The sequence below is a fragment of the Cupriavidus sp. FW305-F7 genome (assembly GCF_058782875.1).
In genome coordinates this window covers 1-16655 of record NZ_JBYSYC010000027.1, presented here as the reverse complement: position 1 = coordinate 16655, position 16655 = coordinate 1, and the positions used below count along the sequence as shown (strand labels likewise).

The following is a 16655-nucleotide window of genomic DNA, read 5'->3' as shown; positions in this document are numbered from 1 at the left end:
TTGCATCGCCACGGACCGAATCAGACAGCACCCGCACGCAGCCGCGCGAACAGGAAACCGCTGACCAGGCCGACCCGGTCGGAGCCAGACGCCGGCAACGCTTGCGCCGATTTTCTAGACGGTGACGGCCGCGACCCCTTCCAGCGCGATAATCCTTGTTGTCGCACACCTTTCCCGAATCGCCTTGAGGCGGGCGTACTCTGGCGAGTCATACCAGGCCATCAAGGCATCCATGTCCGGGAACTCGACGATGACGAGACGATGCGGCTGCCAGTCTCCTTCGAGAACTTTGGTTGGACCGCCACGGCCCAGATACTTCCCACCATACCGCACCTCGGTAGCAGGTACGTCTCGTTTGTACTCTTCAAAAACGGCGGGGTCCGTGACGTCAACGTCGGCAATCAGGTATGCAGCCATGACACGCTCCTATCTGCGCTAGTTCCCCGCTTGATTGTAGTTGCCACAATTGCCAGTGCAGGCCGCCTGCTCGACGCCGCGCCGGTAAAATGCAGGTCGCCGGCATTCATTCGCGAGCACGGCATGGACTGGTTCTCGTAGCATTCACCAGCCCATACAAACTACACGGACGGAGACATGCCTTGAACATAAAGAGCCGATTCACCCTGGGCCTGTTGGCGACGGTAAGCGTTATCGCGGCTACACCAGCTTGCGCACAAGAGCAATGGCCGAGCAAGACAATCCGCTTTGTCGTGCCCTTTGCCGCCGGCGGCGCCAATGACCTGATGGCGCGCGCCGCGGCCGAGGGCGCCACCAAGGCGCTGGGCCAGACCGTGCTGATCGAGAACCGGCCCGGCGCGGGCGGCACCGTGGGCGCCGACATCGTGGCCAAGAGCGCGCCGGATGGCTACACCTTCCTGATCAGCGCAGCCGGCGTCATCTCGAACGGCATGATCAAGAAGTCCATGCCGTTCAAGGATGACGCGCTGGTCCCCGTCGCCATGATCGGCCTTGCGCCCTCGGTCATCGTGGTGCCGAAGAACGCGCCCTACAAGGATCTGCGCGACTTTGTCGAGGCGTCAAAGAAGGGGAGCGGTTTCAACTTCGCGACCGCGGGAACCGGCAGCACCCCGCACTTCGTGGCGGAGATCCTGAATGTGAAGTACGGCGCGAAACTGCAGCCGGTGCCCTACAAGAGCGGGTCGGAAAGCACTACGGCAGTGCTGGGCGGCCAGGTGGAAGGAACCTCAGAGGCCAGCATCATCGCCCTTCCGCATATCCTGCACGACGGCAAGTTCAAGCCGCTGGCCACCACCTGGACGCAACGCTTCTCGGCCTACCCGCAGCTTCCCACCGCCGTGGAGCAAGGTTTCCCGGAGCTGCAGATCGCGCATTGGGCCGGCGTCCATGCACCCAAGGGGACGCCCGATGCGATCCTGGACAAGGTGGCCGCCGCGGTGGACAAGGCCATGAAGGACCCGGCCGCCGCCGCCAAGCTGAAGGCCGTGGGCATCGAGCCGGTCGGCGGCACGCGTGCGGACTTCGTGAAGTTTGTCGATGCGGAGCGCAAGCGGCTGGGCGAGATCGTCAGGGCTGCCAGGATGCAGGAGAAGTAATCGCTGCGCCCGCCATGCCGCATCAACGGTCAAGACGCTGGGGCGGCGTTGCTTTCATTGGCCGATGCCGCAGGCAGGTTGCGGCGCCCCCAGTTCTCTGCCTGCCGCTCCAGATGCAGGCGGATAAAGTCCATCAGCGTTCGCGTTGCCAGCGTCGGATAGCGGTTTGGCGCGGTCAGCATGTAGACGCTGTCGCCCACGCCTTCGGCTTCGCACTCGGCCAGCGCCTCGCGCATTTGTCCGGACTGCAGTTGCCGCCAGACCGCATAGCGCGGCAGCAGTGCCACGCCCAGCCCGCCCATCACCGACTCGAACAGGAACGGATAGTCGCCTGACTGGATCCGGGGCGACACGCGCAACGTCATCGGCGTACCCGCCAGCCATACCTTCAGCGTAAAGCGGCGCCCTAGCGATGCCGGGGCAATCATGTCGCAGCGCTCCAGGTCGGCCACGGTCCGGATCGGACCGTGACTGTCCAGGAACGATGCCGACGCGCACAGGCACCAGCCGACATCGCAGATGCGCCGCGCCACGTGGTCATCCGGCGGCTGCGAGGTGATCTTCAGCGCCACGTCGACCTCGGCCGGGATCAGGTCGCCAATGTTGTCGTTGATGACGACGCGCAGCGAAATCTGCGGGTAGTTGCGCGCGAATTCCAGCAGCAATGGCGTCAGGTAGAGATGACCCAGTCCCGTGGGCAGGCGGATACGCACGTCGCCGCGCACCACCTGGCCAAGGCTGTCGATCGAGGTATTGGCCGACTGCAGTTCGTCCAGCATGCGCAACCCATGCGCGTACAGCAACTGACCCGCTTCGGTCAGTTCGACATGGCGCGTGGTGCGGCGCATCAATTGAGCGCCCAGGTGCTGCTCCAGCAATTTCAGGCGGCGCGATACGTTGGAGCGGGTCATGCCGCTGCGCTCGGCGGCGGCGGTCAGCGTGCGCGACTCGACCATGGTGACGAAGAGCCGCACCAGGTTGAGATCGAAATTATTGTCAATCATGAGTCAACACCGTAGGCACAAATCGAGGGATTGTCCTGGCAGGAAGCCAACCCTAGCATAAACCTCCTGCTTATCCACCTTCAAATCCCATGTCCGCACTGCCCGCTTCCGACCTGTCCGACACCGACCTGCCCTTCACCGGCCTGCGCGTGCTGGACATCAGCCAGGGCATTGCCGGCCCGTACTGCGCGCACATCCTGTGGCAGCAAGGCGCGGAAATCGTCAAGGTCGAGCCGCCCGCGGGCGACTGGGGCCGCAAGGTCGGGGTCGTGCGCGGCGATACCAGCGCGCTGACGATTGCCTATAACGCCGGCAAGCGCAGCGTCTGCATCGACGCCACCACCGACGCCGGCAAGGAAGTGCTGCTCGGCCTTGCGCTGCAAGCGGACATCGTTGTGCAGAACTTCCGCCCTCAAGTGGCGGAACGGCTGGGCGTGGGCTATGCGGCACTGGCCGCACAACGGCCCGCGCTGGTCTATGTGTCGATCAGCGGCTATGGCCCGGATGGTCCCTATGCCGACTATCCGGCGTCGGACTCGGTGATGCAGGCCGACTCCGGGCTGATGTTCGCCAACCGTGCCGCCGACGGTGGCGCGCGCCGCATCGGCATGCTGCTGGCCGACGCCGCCACCGGCCTCTATGCCGCCCAGGCCTGCGCCGCGGCGCTGTGCCGGCGCTTTCGCAGCGGGCGCGGCGGCCATGTCGAGCTGAACCTGTTCGATGCGTGTTGTGCGCTGCAGGCCAACAACCTGCTCGAGCACGCGATCGGTGGCCCGACGGCCGCCGGGCCGGTGAGCGCGCCCAATGGCGTCTATGCCAGCAGCGACGGCAGCGTGACGCTGCTGGCGCTGAACAACGCGCAGTTCGCCAAGCTATGCCATGCGCTGGACCGCACCGACTGGCTGGAAGACCCGCGCTTTGCCGACAATGCCGCGCGCATGGCCCACGCCGGGCTGCTGAACCAGCAGGTGGCCGGGCAGATCGCCACGCGCACGACCGCGCAATGGCAAGACATCCTCAGCCGGCATGACGTGCTGCATGCCCCGGTGCGCAGCTATGACGACGTGCTGGCGCACCCGCAGGCCGCACACCGGCAGACCTTCCAGACGATCGCGCAGCCGGGGCTCGGACCGCTGCCCTTCGCCGGCATCCCGGCGCGCGACATGCGCCGGCCAGCCGGCCCGGCGCCGGCCAACGGCGAACATACCGTGCAGGTCCTGCGCGAGGCCGGCTTCGGCCAGCAGGCCATCGACGCATGGCTGCAGCAGGGTGTGGTGCGACAGGCGACGGCCCCGGCGGCCAAGGCAGGTGTGCAATGAAGGCGCTTGTCTGCAAGCAGTTCGGCGGCGTGCAGGACTTGGCGCTGCAGACCATTCCGGAACCGGCGCTGGCCGACCCGCATGCGGTCACGATTGCCGTCGAGTACGCCAGCGTCAGCCATGCCACCGGCCTGATGATCGCCGGCCAGTACCAGCGGCGCCCCCCGTTGCCCTTCGTGCCCGGCACCGAAGCGGTCGGCCGCGTGGTGGCCTGCGGTGACGCGGTCACGCGGCTGCGTTCCGGCGACCGGGTGGTGGCGATCGCGGACTGGGGCTGCTTTGCCGAGCAGGTCACCGTGCCCGAGTACACCGTCTACCGCGTCCCGGACGCGCTGCCGCCAAAGGCTGCGCTGCCGATCCCGATTTCCTATGGCACGGCGTATTGCGGGCTGGTGTGGCGCTGTGCGCTGCGCTCAGGCGACACGGTGCTGGTGCTTGGCGCCGGGGCCGGTGTCGGCCTGGCCGCCGTGGAGATTGCGCGCCAGCTCGGCGCCACGGTCATCGCCTGCGCCAGCACCGAGGCCAAGCGAGCCGACGCGCTGCGGCGCGGCGCCACGCACGCGCTGGCCCCGGCGGACCTGGCGGCATCGGTCAAGGCGCTGACGGACGGCCGTGGCGCGGACGTGGTGGTGGACCCGGTCGGCGGCGACCTGTTCAACCAGGCGCTGCGCGCGGCGGCGGCGAACGCACGCATCCTCAGCATCGGCTTTGCCAGCGGCACCATCCCGCAGGCCCCGGTCAACCTGCTGCTGGTCAAGAACCTCACGCTGCACGGGTTCTTCTTTGGCCGCTACATCGGCTGGACGCCCGCCAACGAGCGAGCCGAGCATGCGGAGGCGCTGCAGGAGGTCATGGCGACGCTGTTCGATTGGGCCGCGCAGGGCAAGCTGGAGCCGACCGTATCCGCGGTCTATCCGATCACCGGCCTGGGCGACGCCTTGGCCGCGCTGGAATCCCGCCAGGTGGTGGGCAAGGTAGCGATAAAAATCAAGGAGACAGAGACGTGAACACCCGATACCAGAAACGACTTCCTGCGTGGCCGCGGCTGCGCGCCGCACTGATGCTGGCGGTAGCTGCGGCCGCGTTGCCGGCTGCCGCCGTCGCGCAGGACTTCCCGCTGCATCCCGTGCGCATGGTGCTGCCCTACCCCGCCGGCGGACCGACCGACCTGCTCGCTCGCGTGGTCGCAGTCAAGATGGGCGAGAGCCTGGGCCAGAGCGTGGTGGTCGACAACAAACCCGGCGCCAGTGGCATGATCGGCGCCGAAGCCGTGGCGCGCGCGCCCGCCGACGGCTACACCATCCTGGCCAATGCCTCGCTGCATGTAATCAACCCCAGCATCCAGCCGAAGATGCGCTATGACTCATTCAAGGACTTCGTGCCCGTCACGCAGCTGGCCGACGTGCCGTTGGTGCTGGTGGTCAACAACGCATCGCCGGTAAAGACCGTGCAGGACCTGATCGCCTACGCAAATAGTCAGGGCGGTGCGCTCAACTTCGGCTCGGCTGGCAATGCCTCGGCCCAGCACCTGGCCGGCGAATCGTTCAAGCTGGCAGCAAAGGTGCCGATGCAGCATGTGCCGTACAAGGGCAGCGCGCCGGCGCTGACGGACCTGATGGGAGGCCAGATCCAGCTGATGTTTGATTCCATGCCGTCGGCGATGCCCTTCATCAAGTCCGGCAAGCTGCGTGCCGTTGCCGTGACCACCGCGCGCCGCGCGAGCGCGCTGCCAAACGTGCCCACCGTCGCCGAGTCCGGCCTGCCCGGCTTCGACATCAGCACCTGGTACGGCCTGTGGGCGCCGCGCGGCACGCCGGCCCCGGTCGTGGAAAAGCTGGCCGCGCATGCGGCCAGCGCGCTGAAGCGGCCCGATGTGCGGCAACAATACGCCGACATGGGCGCCGAGCCGGTCGGCTCTTCACCCGGCGACTTTGCCCGCTACAACGCTTCCGAAGGCAGGAAATGGGCGGAAATCGTGCGGCGCTCGGGGGCGAAGGCAGACCAGTAGCGCACTGCGGTTGCGGCAGGACTGGCCGATGCCGGGTGTCGGCCAGACGCGCAGTTGGCCAATCTTTCAGATTGCCGCGATCAGTTTCCGGTCGGAACCGACCAGTCCTCCACCACCAGGCCAGGAACGCGCCGGAACGCCTGGTCATTGGTCACCAGCACCGCACCAGTCTCCAGCGCGTGCGCGGCAATCAGCAAGTCCAGTGCCCCCATTGGCTGTCCTTGGGATTCCAGCGCAGCGCGGGTCTCACCATAGCCGACCATTACTGAAGGGGTCCAGGGCAACACCTCGACCCTGCGCAGCAGTTCGTCGACTGCGCGCGCGAGGCGCGCTGCACCGGGGCGTTTGGCCAGCCCGTACATCAGTTCCGCGCCGGTGATGGCTGACAGGCACAGCGCCGCCATCGGCGCGGCCGTCACGCGTGCCACGACTGCCGGATGTGCCCGCAGCAGGTGGCTCACGATATTGGTGTCGAGCATGTAGCGCGTCATTCGAGGCCCGCCAGCGGATCCCTGGCTTGTTCGCCCTGCGCGCGGCCGGCCAGGAAGTCTGCCGGCACGGCGCTGTCCTTGATGGCTGCCAGGAAGCCGTCCCAACTCTCCGGCCGGCGCGACAGGATCACGTCGCCGGTGGACGGGTCGCGGCGTATATATACCTCGCGCTCGGCGAAGCGGAATTCCTGCGGCAGCCGTACCGCCTGGCTGCGGCCAGTGGTGAAAATTTTGGCAGTGGTGCTCACGATGTTTCCTATGATAGCTATCAAAAGATATACCATAGGTCGATAGATATCAAGATACTTATCTGTGCCTCGCATCCGGGAGTCGTTTAGCACCGCAAACGTGCGCCCAATGCGCGCAAGTTGAGCATCGGACCCACGGATCCGCTCCTCATTTCCCCCACACCCCCATTCCAGCTACGGGTTATTGCTCGTTGAAGGGTGGCATGTCTGTTGCATAGCATTCAAGTAACTTGAATTTGGTGCAGGCGGCTTTCAAGAAGCCGCCCCGGGTATCCGCAGGCGGCCCGCATCGGTTCGGGTCCGTGACGCCGGGCCAGTGGCCCGTCCAATTTGTCCATGCAACCCAGGGGGAAAGAGAGTGCGCAAGAAACACACTGCAGTAGCCGCCGCCATGGCAGCCGCAGCGACCGCAATGGTCCTGACGGCAGCACCGGCGCAGGCCAAGGATGTCGTCAAGATTGCCTTTGTCGGTCCGCTGACCGGTGGCGTGTCGTCGATCGGCCTGGGCGGACGTAATTCCGCGGACCTGGCCGTGCGCTTGCGCAATGCGGACCCGAAGGCCAGGTACACCTATGAACTGGTGGTGCAGGACGACGAATGCCGGCCGAACGTCGGCGTGCAGGTGGCGACCAAGATCGCGGCGGACAAGTCCATTGTTGCCGGCGTGACGCACTTCTGCTCTGCCGTGGCCATGGGTACAGTGGGCGTCTACAACCGCTTCGGCATGCCCGCCGTCGTGTGGGGCGCCGTGCTGCCCGAGGTCACCTACGGCAACAAGTTCAAGGAGATCCATCGCGTCAACGGCACGATGATCAACCAGAGCGAAGTGGCAGCCAAATTCATGACCGGGCTGGGCTACAAGAAGTGGGCGATCATCCATGACACCACCGACTACGGCAAGGGCCACAACAAGTATTTCAGCGAGTTCCTTAAGAAGGATGGCGGCACCATCGTAGGCACGTTCGGCGTGACAGCCGATCAGCAGGACTTCACCACGGAGCTGACCAAGATCCGCGAACTGAAGCCCGACGTGGTGTATTTCGGCGGCCTCACGCCGCTGGGCGTGCGCATCCGCACGCAGATGGACAAGCTCGGCATCAAGGCCCAGTTCGAAGGCACGTCGGGCATCAAGTCCGATGCCTATATCGAAGGCGTGGGCAAGCCGCTGTCGGAGGGTTCGCTGGCGTTCATCGAAGGCGCGCCGGTAGAGAAGCTGGCGGGCGGCCAGTTCTTCATGGAACGCTACACGCAGCAGAAATACGGTGAACCGCCCGAAGCGTACGGCCCGTTTGCGTTCGCCGCGGCCAACCTGATCATGGACGCCGTGGAAAAGGTGGGCCCGGACCGCAAGAAGGTGCGTGATGTGCTGAACGGCACCAGGGACGTGAACACCATCATCGGCAAGGTCACCTTCGACGACCACGGCCAGAACGTGGTGCCGCTGATCACCAAGTATGTGGTGGAAGACGGCAAGTGGGTGATCTGGGAAGACAGCACCTACGGCAAGGGCAAGAAGAAGCTGACCGGCCTGTAAGCATGGCGGCCGGGTTCGGGGCGCTCCTGCCCCCCGCCCGGCCCCGCGCCCGCCTGGGCATCCGGAATTCGGAGGATACCGATGAGTGTATTAGGGCAGTACGTCTTTAACGGGCTGATGCTCGGGATGATCTACGCCATGGTGGCGGTCGGGTTCACGCTGTTCTTCGGCGTGCTCGACGTGATCAAGTTTTCTCATGGCGATGTGCTGATGGTGGGCGCGTTTGCCGGGCTGGCGGCATCAGCCGGCGTGGTGGCGATGCACGTGGATTCCCCGTGGCTGCAGCTGCTGGCCATCGTGGTGTGCGCGGTGACGGTGACCGGCCTGCTGGGCGCCGGCATCGCCCGCGTCCTGATCCTGCCGCTGCGCCGTGCGCCACCGCTGAACACGCTGCTGGCCACGCTGATGCTGGGCACAGTGCTGCGTGAGGCGGTCCGGCTGTTCTACCCGGACGGCTCGAACCCGAAGCCGTTTCCCGCGCTGCTGCCCGCTGGCGAGTTCACCATCGGCGCGCTCTCCATCCGCGCGGACAACCTGATCCTGCTGGCCGCCGGCGTAGCCATCATCCTCGGCGTGCATCTGCTGATCACCCGCACGCGCTTTGGCATGGCCATTCGTGCCGTGGCCCAGGATGGCGAAACGGCCCGGCTGATGGGCATCAACTTCGAGGTAGTGGTACTGGTCACGTTTGCGCTGGGGTCCGCCATGGCGGCACTGGCGGGCGTGATGAACGGCCTCTACTACAACGAGATCAACTTCAACGTCGGGCTGCTGCTGGGAGTGATCGGCTTTGCCGCTGCCATCCTGGGCGGGCTCGGCAATATCTACGGCGCCATCCTCGGCGGCTTCCTGTTTGCGGCGCTGCAGGTACTGGGCAGTGCCATGCTGCCGGCCCTGGTGCCAGACATCCCGAGCGCCTACAAGGACGTATTCGCCTTTGCCGTGGTCATCGTGCTGATGGCCTGGAAGCCGACCGGACTCATCGCGGAGAAAGCCAGTGAACGTGTCTGACAACGTCTCGAAGCCGCTGCCTGCGGTCCCCGGCGCAACGACCGACGGCTCGCAACGCCGCCCGGCCATGGTGCTGGCCATCGCGGCCATCGCCATGGTGGCCTATCTCTACTGCTTCCTGCATGCGGAATCGCAGCTGGCAGTGGCCGTGCTGCTGGCACTGGCCGGGGCCGCGGTGTTTGCGGCGGGTCGGCTGGGCCTGACGCAGGCCGTGGAGCAGGCGACAGTGCGGCGACCGGGCCAGTCCAGGCTATGGGCGCTGGCCGGCACGCTGGCGCTGATCGCGCTGTTCCACGAGAGCCATTTCGTCCTGTTGATGCTGTGTGCGGTGCTGCTTTACACCACCGCCTGCCTGGGGTTGACCGTCCAGTTCGGGTTTTCCGGCGTGTCCAACTTCGCGGGCGCGGCGTTCTTTGGCATCGGCGCCTACACCACGGCCGTGCTGGCCACGCACACGGGCATTCCTCACGTGCTGGTGATCGTGCTGTCTGGCGTGGCAGCGGCCGTGATCGGCTCGGTGCTGGTTGCACCCGTGCTGCGCACGCGCGGCCACTATGCGGCGCTGGTGACCATCGCGTTCGGCATCCTGTTCAAGACCTTCCTTGAGGTCAACGACGTGCTGGGCGGGCCGCAGGGCCTGCAGGTGCCCGGGATGACGCTGTTCGGCTTCGCGTTCAATGAGGGCGTGACACTGTTCGGCGTGGACGTGTCGTTCTACGCCAGCTATGCGCTGCTGAGCCTGCTGATCTGCGCAGGCACGTTTGCCGTAGTCAAGGCGCTGGAACGCTCGTGGGTAGGCCTGGCGATGGACGTGGTGCGCACCGACGAGACCGCCGCCGCCGCGTTCGGCCTGCACATCGCCCGCTGGAAGGTGATTGCGTTCATGCTCGGCAACTTCTTTGCCGGCATCGCGGGCAGTGTCTACGGTATGGTCACTGCGTTCGTGGCGCCCAACAACTTCACCTTCGCCGACTCGCTGCTGATGCTGTCGATCGTGATCCTGGGCGGCCTTGGCAACGTGGTGGGCCTGGTGCCAGCGGCGATCATCGTGCTGGTGCTGCCCGAAAAGCTGCAATTCATCCAGGAATACCGCTTCCTGTTCTACGCGGCGCTGGTGATCGCCATCCTGCTGTTCCGCCCGGACGGCCTGATGCCGCGCAAGACCCGCCTGTTCTTTCCCCGGGAGGATGCGCAATGAGCGACGCGATGATCCAGGTGCGCGACCTGACCATGCGCTTTGGCGGCCTGACCGCGCTGGACAAACTCCAGCTCGATATCCGCCGTGGCGAGATCCTGGGCCTGCTCGGCCCCAACGGCTCCGGCAAGACCACGTTCTTCAACGTGCTGACGGGGCTATACAAGGCCAGCGCCGGAACTATCACTTATGACAGCGACAACGTCATCGGCAAGACGCCACAGCAGATCTATCGCAGCGGCGTGGCGCGGACGTTCCAGCGTTCGCGGCTGTCGCTGCCGCTGACGGTGTTCGACAACATCGTGATCGGCGATTACCAGAACATGCAGCACGGGCTGGTCTTCAACCTGTTCCGGCGCAAGGCGTTCCGCGCCGAGTACGAGCGCTACGTGGAGTCGGTGCGCGAGCTGCTGGGCATCTTCAGCCCGCCGCTGGTGGCGCGGCTGTTCGAGCCGGTGGAAACGTTCACGATGATCGACCGCCGCCGCATCGAGGTCTGCCGGGCCCTGATGAGCCGCCCTCGGCTGCTGCTGCTCGACGAGCCTTCGGCTGGCATGACGCATGACGAGACTCACGAGCTGATGGACGACATCCTGCAGGTGCGCGGCAAGCTGCAGGACCTGTCGGTGGTGCTGATCGAGCACGAGATGAACGTGATCGAGCGAATCACCGACCGCTGCATCGTGCTGAACTACGGCAAGAAGATTGCCGAGGGAACCTACGCCGAGATTACCGCCGATCCCGACGTGCAGACCGCCTATCTGGGGGAGGAAGCCGCATGAGCGACAGCACACTGCGCGTGGAAGGGCTGACCACGGGCTATGACAAGGTCAACGTCCTGCACGATGTCTCGATCGAGGTGCCGCCGGGCAAGATCACATGCATCCTTGGCGCCAACGGCGCCGGCAAGAGCACGCTGATCCGTTCGATCCTGGGCCTGACACCGCCGCGCCAGGGACGCATCCTGTGGGACGGCACGGACATCGCGGGCGAGAAGACCCACAACATCATCGCACGCGGCATCTCCTGCATTCCCGAAGGCCGCAAGGTGTTCCCGCGCATGACGGTGGCTGAAAACCTTGCGCTGGGCGCCTTCCTTGAGGCGGACCCGGCCAAAGTGCGCGAGCGCATCGAGCGCGTGTACACGATCTTCCCCCGGCTGCGCGAGCGCGCGGGCCAGCTCGCCGGCACCATGTCCGGCGGCGAACAGGCGATGGTGTCGATCGGGCGCGGACTGATGGCGCAGCCGCGGCTGCTGGTCATCGACGAGCCGTCGCTGGGCCTGTCGCCGCTCTACGTGAAGGAGAACTTCAAGGTCATCCAGCAGATCAACGAACTGGGCATGACTGTGCTGCTGGTGGAACAGAACGCGCGCCAGACGCTAGCCATCTCACACCAGGGCTATGTGCTGACCCAGGGCCGTGTCGTGGCCCAGGGCACCGCGCAGGCGCTGCGCGAGAACGATGAGGTTCGCGCAGCCTATTTCGGCTGATCCGGAGAACATGCGATGGACGATTTCCTCGATCTTCCGGTCCGCACCCTGGCGGCGATGGTGTCCCGGCGCGAACTGAGCGCCGAAGCGGTGGTCCGTGCGGCGCTGGCCCGCATTGCAGCGCAAGACGCAGGCATTCTGGCCTGGCAGCACGTGGGTGGCGACACCGCCGTGGCGCATGCGCGGCGGCTAGATGCCGGCGGCGCGTCAGGCGCCTTGCCGGGCGTCCCGCTTGGCGTCAAGGACCTGATGGATACGGCCGACATGCCGACCACTTATGGTTCGCCGATATACGCCGGACATCGGCCGGGCGTGGATGCGGCGGCGGTAGCACTGGCCCGGTCGGCGGGCACGGTCGTGGTCGGCAAGACCGTCACCACCGAATTCGCCACGTTTCAGCCTGGGCCGACCCGCAACCCGCGCGCGCCGGCGGACAGGCCCCGCACCCCCGGCGGCTCCTCGAGCGGATCGGCCGCCGCCGTCGCCGCAGGCATGGTGCCGCTGGCCTTCGGCACACAGACCGCGGGATCGATCATCCGGCCGGCCGCCTATTGCGGCGTGGTGGGCTACAAGCCCACGCATGGCACGCTGCCGCTGGCCGGTATCAAGCCGCTGGCACCGAGCCTGGATACGGTGGGGGTGCTGGCCCGCCGCGTGGACGACGCGGCCTTCTTCATCGGCACCTTGGCGCGCGATGCCGCGGTAGCGGATGCGTCGACGGTACGCCACGCGCCGCTGCGCATCGGCATTTGCCGCACGCCGCATTGGGAACGCGCCAGTGCCGATACCCAAGCTGCGCTGGACACCGCGATCCGTGCGCTCGAACGCATCGGTGGCACGGTGCGCGACTTCAACCTGCCGCAGGCTTGCGACGGGCTGACTGAAGCCCAACTGGACATCATGGCATTCGAGGCACTCGCCGCATTCGCGCCGGAAGCACGCGAGCACGCAGAAGGCTTTAGCGCGGCTTTCGCGCGCCAACTCAAAGCGGGCCGCGCCGTCACCGGCCAGCGCTTCCATGTCGCGCTGGCCCACGCGGAAGCAGCCCGCACGGCGTTCAGTATGGCGATGGCCGAATTCGACGTCGTACTGGCCCCGAGCGCCGAAGGCGAAGCGCCTGCTGGCCTTGGCGCCACCGGCGATCCGATTTTCTGCCGCATGTGGTCGCTGCTGGGCACCCCATGCGTCCATGTGCCGACGGGGACCGGCGCCACCGGCATGCCGGTTGGCGTGACCGTGACGGGGCCGCGCCATGCCGATGCCCGCGTGCTCGGCATGGCTCATCGTCTTGAGCAGGCGCTCGGCGCCAGCCTTGCCTGATATCTGGAGACCAAATTGACCGTATCGAACCCGCCCACCCTCGCCAACGCACAAACCATTGCCGAACGCGCGCAGGATCATGTGGGCGCCGAGCGCCTGGCCGCATCGCTGGCAGCCCTGGCCCGGTTTGGCCTGCGCCACGACGGCGGCGTTTCCCGCGAAACGCTGACCGCGATCGACCTGGCCGCCCGGCGCCACCTGATCGACCAGGCACGCGCGCTGGGCTGCACAGTCGGCATCGACGATTGCGGCAACCTGTTTTTCCGCCGCCCCGGCCGCGAAGACCTGCCGCCGGTGCTGACCGGCAGCCACGCCGATACGCAGCCGGTGGGCGGCAAGTACGACGGCGCGTACGGCGTGCTGGCCGGCCTGGAAGTAATTGCCGCGCTCAACGCGGCCGGCATTGAGACATTGCGCCCCGTCGAGGTTGTGTCCTGGACCAACGAGGAAGGCAGCCGCTTCGGTCCCGGCGCGATGGGGTCGAGCGCCTTCGTCGAACCCGCGCGGCTGGCAGGCTATCGCGACGTGACTGATGCGGCCGGTATTCGGTTCGGCGAGGCGCTCGATGCCGCGCTGGCGGAAAGCCATGACGTGCCCAGGGTGCCGATGGCGCGGCCCATGGCGGCATGCGTCGAACTGCACATCGAACAGGGGCCGGTGCTGGAAGGCGCAAATGTGCCGCTGGGCGTGGTCACCGGCATCCAGGCGGTACGCTGGTTCCGCGTGGAATGCACGGGTACGATGGCCCATGCCGGCACCACGCCGATGGCGGTGCGACACGATGCGATGGCCGCGGCCGTGGCCATTGCGCAAGACCTGTACACGCTGGCGCCGCGCCATGCGGCCGCCCCCGGTACTCCCGAACTGCGCCTGACGCTGGGCCGCTGGAGCGTGGCGCCGAACTCGGTCAACACCATTCCCGGCCACGTCACGTTCACGGTCGATATGCGCTGCCTGGACGACGCCGCGCTTGATCGCGCCGAAGCGGCATTGCGCGCGGCGTGTGTCAGGCACGCACATGCGCCCGAAGCGGTCACGGTCACGCGCTTCTTCCATCGCGAGCCGACGCATTTCCCCGAGGCCATGCTGGGCACCATCGAGCGCGCCTGCTCGCGTGCCAGCGGCAACGCCGGCCGGGCGCTGCCGATGCGGCTGACCTCCGGCGCGTTCCACGACGCCATGTACCTGGCCGACCATTGCCCCACGGCGATGATCTTCGTGCCAAGCAAAGGGGGCATCAGCCACAATGCCGCCGAAGATACGGAAGGCGCCGATCTGTTCCTTGGAGCCCAGGCACTGGCTTACACTGTCGCCGAACTGGCCAGCCGCTGAACACATCGACGTACGGCGCCTGGCGGCCGATCCAAGTCCAACCCATTCCGAGCCTGCATGGCAAAGACCGAGCGCCCCACACCTGAAACGGCCGACAGCAAGTCGGCCACCCTGACGCTTGGCGTCAAGCTGCGCCACGCCCGGCTGGTGGCCGGCTACACGCTGCTACAGCTCGCCGGGAAGGCGGGGTGCTCGGAAAGCCTGATTTCAAAGATTGAGCGCGGGCTGGCCACCCCGTCGTTTACCACGCTGCACCGGCTGGCCGTAGCGCTGGACACCAATATCGGCGCGCTGACCAGCGACGAGGAGCCAAACCAGTCGCCGATCCTGCGGCATGGTGAACGCCCGGTGATCCGGGCCGGCGGCGTGGCGCTCGAACGCGTGGTGCTGCCCAAGCGTGGCGGCCTGCTGCAGGCCAACATCCACATCGTCTGGCCCGGCGAGGCCAGCGACGGGCAGATCGAGCACCAGGGCGAGGAAGTGGGCTACGTGCTCGAAGGACAGCTCGAACTGATGCTCGGCGACGACGTCTACCTGATCGGCCCGGGCGATGCCTTCACGTTCGCCAGCCAGGTGCCGCATGGCTACCGCAATGTGGGCGACGTCGTGGCCAGGGTGCTGTGGGTGAATTCGCCGGCCACCTTCTGAGACGGGCGGACGAAAAGCGGGCTTCCGCAGGGAAGCCCGCGCCTTGGGGTCAGGCCCGCAGGAAGGCAGACTTAGCGTAGAACCCGTCTTCAGTCCTAGTCGTCATCGTGCCAACGGCGCCACTCGCGATGGCGCTCTCTCCACTCGCGTTCCCTCCACCGCCGTTCACGCCACTGTTGTTCACGCCATTCGCGTGCTTGCCAATCGTCGTAGTAACCAGGCGCCACTACCACCGGGCGCGGAGCCACGTAAACTGGGGCCGGCTCGTAGTACACCGGGGGTGGAGGCGCTGCAACTACGACACCTGGAATACCGATGCCAATTCCGACGTCTACCCTTGCCTGGGCGGTGCCTGACGCAAGCACGGATGCGGCTGCAATTGCACAAACTGCCAAGATCTTCTGCATGATGCTGTTCCGTCGAATGTTGCCAATACCTTAGGGGGTTCTCGCCATGTTTGGTATGAGCAGAACCTAAAGCTGGTTACCTCGTGTAACGGCGACAGCTTGTGACAGTTGACCACGGCGCTTGAGAGTCTTGTAAGGCTTTGTATCCACGCCTTCGTGGGCTGACGCTTCATTGACATCCTCCCCGTCCTCAGCCTTCGGCTGCCGCCTTACGGCGGAAAGGACGAGGATTCCTACGGCGCTACGTGATGCTCTACGTAGTCACTTCGGTGGGTTCCTGCTTCGTAGAGCGGCTTGACTACGCCGACTCTCCACAGGCTGCAACGCGGTGCCCCCGCGCCAAAATGTTGATCGCGCCGACCACGTCGGCGTGATTCGCATAGCCGCATGCCACACAGGCGAAGCTCGCCTGGCTCTGCCGGTTCTCGGCAGATACATGCCCGCAGCAAGGGCACGTGCGACTGGTGTGCTGTGGCGGCACAGCTATTAGCCAGCCGCCATTCCACGCTAGCTTGTATTCCAGTTGACGCCCGAACTCGTACCAACCCTGATCGAGGATGGCCTTGTTCAGGCCGGACTTGGCCCTGACGTTCTTGCCCGGTTGCCCGCTTGAACCGGCCGCTGACTTGGACATGTTCCGTACCTTCAGGTCCTCGATACACACCATCGCTTGATTTTCGCTGATCGTGGTCGTGGCTTTGTGCAGGTAGTCGAGGCGGGCGTTACCGATGCGTGCGTGGATACGCTGGATTCGGGCCTTGGACTTCTTCCAGTTGTTGCTGAATTTCGTCTTGCGGCTCATCGCCCGCTGCGCACGGCGCAGTCTGGCTTCGTGCTTCCTAAAGCTGTTGAGCGGCGCGAGGAAAGTGCCATCGCTCATGGTGGCAAAGCGAGCGATGCCCATGTCGATGCCGATGGCGCTGGTGGCTTTCGGCACAGGTCGCTCGACCTTCCGCTCAGTCTGGATCGAAACAAACCACTTGCCGCCCGAAAGACTGACGCAGGCATTGCGTACCTCACCGAGTACGTCGCGGCTGTTCCTGTATCGCAGCCAGCCCAGCTTGGGCAAAAA

General features: G+C 65.9%; 18 protein-coding genes. 12 read left to right on the top strand and 6 right to left on the bottom strand.

Annotated features, from left to right (window positions below):
* Window positions 1-114: 114 nt before the first annotated feature.
* Complete coding sequence (locus tag AC3WL8_RS23480) at window positions 115-417, bottom strand: DUF1330 domain-containing protein (protein WP_013953587.1); 303 nt, start codon at window positions 415-417, stop codon at window positions 115-117.
* A 206-nt stretch (window positions 418-623) separates the two neighbouring features.
* On the opposite strand from AC3WL8_RS23480, the gene AC3WL8_RS23475 reads away from it, so the two are divergent.
* Window positions 624-1574, top strand: coding sequence for a Bug family tripartite tricarboxylate transporter substrate binding protein (locus AC3WL8_RS23475; protein ID WP_249221338.1), 951 nt, complete (start codon window positions 624-626; stop codon window positions 1572-1574).
* Between the two features lie 29 nt (window positions 1575-1603).
* Here the strand turns inward: AC3WL8_RS23475 and AC3WL8_RS23470 are convergent, their stop codons facing one another.
* Window positions 1604-2578, bottom strand: a complete 975-nt coding sequence (locus AC3WL8_RS23470) for a LysR family transcriptional regulator (protein ID WP_211981988.1) — start codon at window positions 2576-2578, stop codon at window positions 1604-1606.
* 89 nt (window positions 2579-2667) lie between these two features.
* On the opposite strand from AC3WL8_RS23470, the gene AC3WL8_RS23465 reads away from it, so the two are divergent.
* The 3 genes from AC3WL8_RS23465 to AC3WL8_RS23455 are packed head-to-tail and all read left to right on the top strand — an operon-like array spanning window position 2668 to window position 5905.
* Window positions 2668-3897: a CaiB/BaiF CoA transferase family protein gene (locus tag AC3WL8_RS23465; RefSeq protein WP_013953590.1), complete on the top strand. Its 1230-nt coding sequence runs from the start codon at window positions 2668-2670 to the stop codon at window positions 3895-3897.
* On the top strand, window positions 3894-4904 hold the full coding sequence (locus AC3WL8_RS23460) for an NADPH:quinone oxidoreductase family protein (RefSeq protein ID WP_211981990.1): 1011 nt from the start codon (window positions 3894-3896) through the stop codon (window positions 4902-4904). Before AC3WL8_RS23465 ends, AC3WL8_RS23460 begins: the two co-directional genes overlap by 4 nt.
* A gap of 53 nt (window positions 4905-4957) precedes the next feature.
* Window positions 4958-5905 (top strand): tripartite tricarboxylate transporter substrate binding protein, encoded by a 948-nt coding sequence (locus AC3WL8_RS23455; protein ID WP_249221339.1) that lies wholly within the window; start codon window positions 4958-4960, stop codon window positions 5903-5905.
* A gap of 80 nt (window positions 5906-5985) precedes the next feature.
* On the opposite strand, the gene AC3WL8_RS23450 is transcribed toward AC3WL8_RS23455, so the two are convergent.
* On the bottom strand, window positions 5986-6396 hold the full coding sequence (locus tag AC3WL8_RS23450) for a type II toxin-antitoxin system VapC family toxin (protein WP_211981994.1): 411 nt from the start codon (window positions 6394-6396) through the stop codon (window positions 5986-5988).
* Entirely contained in the window at window positions 6393-6644 is a 252-nt protein-coding gene (locus tag AC3WL8_RS23445) for an antitoxin (RefSeq protein ID WP_041228698.1), read from the bottom strand. Before AC3WL8_RS23445 ends, AC3WL8_RS23450 begins: the two co-directional genes overlap by 4 nt.
* A gap of 358 nt (window positions 6645-7002) precedes the next feature.
* Between AC3WL8_RS23445 and AC3WL8_RS23440 the strand changes: the two genes are divergently transcribed.
* From AC3WL8_RS23440 to AC3WL8_RS23405, 8 genes are all read left to right on the top strand, one after another.
* Entirely contained in the window at window positions 7003-8178 is a 1176-nt protein-coding gene (locus AC3WL8_RS23440; protein WP_013953595.1) for a branched-chain amino acid ABC transporter substrate-binding protein, read from the top strand.
* 81 nt (window positions 8179-8259) lie between these two features.
* The gene (locus AC3WL8_RS23435) at window positions 8260-9189 is read left to right on the top strand and encodes a branched-chain amino acid ABC transporter permease (protein WP_013953596.1); all 930 of its coding nucleotides are present in this window, start codon (window positions 8260-8262) and stop codon (window positions 9187-9189) included.
* Window positions 9176-10387: a branched-chain amino acid ABC transporter permease gene (locus tag AC3WL8_RS23430; protein WP_492378907.1), complete on the top strand. Its 1212-nt coding sequence runs from the start codon at window positions 9176-9178 to the stop codon at window positions 10385-10387. The genes AC3WL8_RS23435 and AC3WL8_RS23430 overlap by 14 nt, the downstream gene beginning before the upstream one ends.
* Window positions 10384-11166, top strand: a complete 783-nt coding sequence (locus AC3WL8_RS23425) for an ABC transporter ATP-binding protein (RefSeq protein ID WP_013953598.1) — start codon at window positions 10384-10386, stop codon at window positions 11164-11166. The genes AC3WL8_RS23430 and AC3WL8_RS23425 overlap by 4 nt, the downstream gene beginning before the upstream one ends.
* Complete coding sequence (locus AC3WL8_RS23420) at window positions 11163-11876, top strand: ABC transporter ATP-binding protein (protein WP_211981997.1); 714 nt, start codon at window positions 11163-11165, stop codon at window positions 11874-11876. Before AC3WL8_RS23425 ends, AC3WL8_RS23420 begins: the two co-directional genes overlap by 4 nt.
* Window positions 11877-11891: 15 nt before the next feature.
* A complete protein-coding gene (locus AC3WL8_RS23415) occupies window positions 11892-13196 on the top strand; it encodes an amidase (RefSeq protein ID WP_211981999.1) in 1305 nt (434 codons plus the stop codon).
* Window positions 13197-13211: 15 nt separating this feature from the next.
* A complete protein-coding gene (locus AC3WL8_RS23410) occupies window positions 13212-14528 on the top strand; it encodes a M20 family metallo-hydrolase (protein WP_211982001.1) in 1317 nt (438 codons plus the stop codon).
* A gap of 57 nt (window positions 14529-14585) precedes the next feature.
* On the top strand, window positions 14586-15176 hold the full coding sequence (locus AC3WL8_RS23405; RefSeq protein WP_013953602.1) for a helix-turn-helix domain-containing protein: 591 nt from the start codon (window positions 14586-14588) through the stop codon (window positions 15174-15176).
* 95 nt (window positions 15177-15271) lie between these two features.
* Here the strand turns inward: AC3WL8_RS23405 and AC3WL8_RS23400 are convergent, their stop codons facing one another.
* Both AC3WL8_RS23400 and AC3WL8_RS23395 read right to left on the bottom strand, forming a co-directional pair.
* The gene (locus AC3WL8_RS23400; RefSeq protein WP_080569604.1) at window positions 15272-15583 is read right to left on the bottom strand and encodes a hypothetical protein; all 312 of its coding nucleotides are present in this window, start codon (window positions 15581-15583) and stop codon (window positions 15272-15274) included.
* A 298-nt stretch (window positions 15584-15881) separates the two neighbouring features.
* On the bottom strand, window positions 15882-16655 hold a 774-nt coding region (locus AC3WL8_RS23395), incomplete at its 5' end, for an RNA-guided endonuclease InsQ/TnpB family protein (RefSeq protein WP_492378906.1).

Excerpts from the sequence above, each read along its gene's own strand:
- AC3WL8_RS23480 (WP_013953587.1), bottom strand. The coding sequence starts at position 417 with ATGGCTGCATACCTGATTGCCGACGTTGACGTCACGGACCCCGCCGTT.
- AC3WL8_RS23470 (WP_211981988.1), bottom strand. The coding sequence starts at position 2,578 with ATGATTGACAATAATTTCGATCTCAACCTGGTGCGGCTCTTCGTCACC.
- AC3WL8_RS23465 (WP_013953590.1), top strand. The coding sequence starts at position 2,668 with ATGTCCGCACTGCCCGCTTCCGACCTGTCCGACACCGACCTGCCCTTC.
- AC3WL8_RS23460 (WP_211981990.1), top strand. The coding sequence starts at position 3,894 with ATGAAGGCGCTTGTCTGCAAGCAGTTCGGCGGCGTGCAGGACTTGGCG.
- AC3WL8_RS23455 (WP_249221339.1), top strand. The coding sequence starts at position 4,958 with ATGCTGGCGGTAGCTGCGGCCGCGTTGCCGGCTGCCGCCGTCGCGCAG.
- AC3WL8_RS23450 (WP_211981994.1), bottom strand. The coding sequence starts at position 6,396 with ATGACGCGCTACATGCTCGACACCAATATCGTGAGCCACCTGCTGCGG.
- AC3WL8_RS23435 (WP_013953596.1), top strand. The coding sequence starts at position 8,260 with ATGAGTGTATTAGGGCAGTACGTCTTTAACGGGCTGATGCTCGGGATG.
- AC3WL8_RS23425 (WP_013953598.1), top strand. The coding sequence starts at position 10,384 with ATGAGCGACGCGATGATCCAGGTGCGCGACCTGACCATGCGCTTTGGC.
- AC3WL8_RS23420 (WP_211981997.1), top strand. The coding sequence starts at position 11,163 with ATGAGCGACAGCACACTGCGCGTGGAAGGGCTGACCACGGGCTATGAC.
- AC3WL8_RS23415 (WP_211981999.1), top strand. The coding sequence starts at position 11,892 with ATGGACGATTTCCTCGATCTTCCGGTCCGCACCCTGGCGGCGATGGTG.
- AC3WL8_RS23405 (WP_013953602.1), top strand. The coding sequence starts at position 14,586 with ATGGCAAAGACCGAGCGCCCCACACCTGAAACGGCCGACAGCAAGTCG.
- AC3WL8_RS23400 (WP_080569604.1), bottom strand. The coding sequence starts at position 15,583 with ATGCAGAAGATCTTGGCAGTTTGTGCAATTGCAGCCGCATCCGTGCTT.